Source organism: Rhizobacter sp. P2_H2, from assembly GCF_056403375.1.
This window is the reverse complement of sequence record NZ_JBFUFP010001112.1, coordinates 1-1,717: the sequence shown is the minus strand read 5'-3', so window position 1 is coordinate 1,717 and position 1,717 is coordinate 1. Positions and strand designations below refer to the sequence as shown.

General features: G+C 72.0%; 2 protein-coding genes. One reads left to right on the top strand and one right to left on the bottom strand.

The genetic code is table 11. The annotated features are described in order from the left end of the window. A partial coding sequence (pdxR, locus tag AC1D15_RS30600; RefSeq protein ID WP_477828990.1) for a MocR-like pyridoxine biosynthesis transcription factor PdxR occupies positions 1–1,184 on the bottom strand: 1,184 nt, incomplete at its 3' end. A 99-nt stretch (positions 1,185–1,283) separates the two neighbouring features. Here pdxR and AC1D15_RS30595 point away from each other — a divergent pair. Next, on the top strand, positions 1,284–1,717 hold a 434-nt coding region (locus tag AC1D15_RS30595; RefSeq protein ID WP_477828989.1), incomplete at its 3' end, for a GNAT family N-acetyltransferase.

Here is a 1,717-nt window from a genome sequence, read left to right as displayed (position 1 = left end):
CGGTACAGCCGGCGCATGCGCCCCAGGTGCCGGCCGAACGCGCCGCTCTCGATGAAATCGCCGAGAGCCAGCTGCTCATGGCGGTGGCCGCCGCGCAGCAGTTGCCCGAGCGGCGCCTGCAGCCGGGCCGCGAGTGCCTCGGGCAGCACCAGGAAGCCGAGCCGCAGCGACGGAAACATCGTCTTGCTGAAGGTGCCCACGTACAGCACCGGGGCCTGCGCCACCAGGCCCTGCATCGCGCCGATCGGGTCGCCGGCGTGGCGGAACTCGCTGTCGTAGTCGTCCTCGATGATCCAGGCGCCGTGGCGCTGTGCGTTGGCGATCAGTTCGAGCCGGCGCGCGGCACTCATCACCGCGCCCAATGGGTACTGGTGCGACGGCGTCGTGTAGATGAGCCGCGGCGGCCGGGCGGTCCAGTCGCTCGTGGGCACGCACAGCCCTTCGGCATCCACGCGCATCGGCACGAGGTGCAGGTCGGCCGCATGCATCGCCGTGCGGGCGCCGCGGTAGCCCGGGTCTTCCACCCATGCGGTGTCGCCGGGGTTCGTGAGYAGCCGCGCGCACAGCGCCAGCGCCTCCATCGCGCCCTCGGTGACGACCACCTGCGCGGCCTCGCAGCGCGCGCCGCGGGCCACGCTCAGGTGGCGGGCGATCGCGTGGCGCAGTGCCGGCTCGCCCAGCGGGTCGCCGTAGCCGAGCGCCGACGGGCCGGCGCGGCCCATCGCGCGATCCAGCGCACGGCGCCATTCGGCCAGCGGGAACTGGGCCAGCGCGGGCACGCCGGGGCGCAGCGCCACCTCGCCATCGGCGCGCGCCGGTTCGGACTGGATCGCCGCCAGGCGCCGCGCCAGCGCCGGCGATGCGGCCGATGCGGCACGCTGCACCGGATGGCGCGGTGCGCTGCGTGCCGGTCGCGTGAGCGCCGCCACGCGCGTGCCCTGCCGATCGGGCAGCAGGTAGCCCTCGGCCGCGAGCAGGTCGTAGACCGCGGTGACGGTGTTGCGCGAGATCGACAGCGCCTCGGCCAGCGCGCGCGAGCCCGGCAGGCGGCTGCCCGGGGCCAGCCGGGCGCCGAGGATCGCCTGCTTCAGCCGATCGTGCAGCTGGCGTTGCAGCGACGCCGGGCCGCGCTCGCGCGAGAGCGGTGCATCGAGCAGGGCCTGCGGCACGGGTGGGTTCATCATGGCACCATGAAAATCAGGATCCGTGGCACTTTTCAAGGTGCCACACCGGCGCTACTGTAGAGCGCCCTGAACCCGGAATTTCGCGCAAGGACGATGACGATGAGCTGGCTCACCCCCCTTCGACTGCAAGGCTCGCACGGTTCGCTCGAACCGCTCTCGCTCGATCATGAGCAGGACCTGATCGCCGCCGTCAGTGACGGCGAGCTGTGGAACCTCTGGTACACCGCGATCCCCGCGCCGCGGGCGATGCGCGCCGAGATCGAGCGCCGCCTCGACCTGCAGCGCAAGGGTTCGATGCTGCCGTTCACGACCCGCGATGCCGCCGGCCGCGTCGTCGGCATGACGACCTTCATGAACATCGATGCGGTRAACCAGCGCGTGGAGATCGGCTCCACGTGGACGGCGGCGAGCGTGCAGCGCAGCGGCTTCAACACCGAGTGCAAGCTGCTGCTGCTGTCGCATGCGTTCGAGAAGGAGGCCATCGCGGTCGAGTTCCGCACCAACTTCTTCAACCAGCAGAGCCGCCGCGCGAT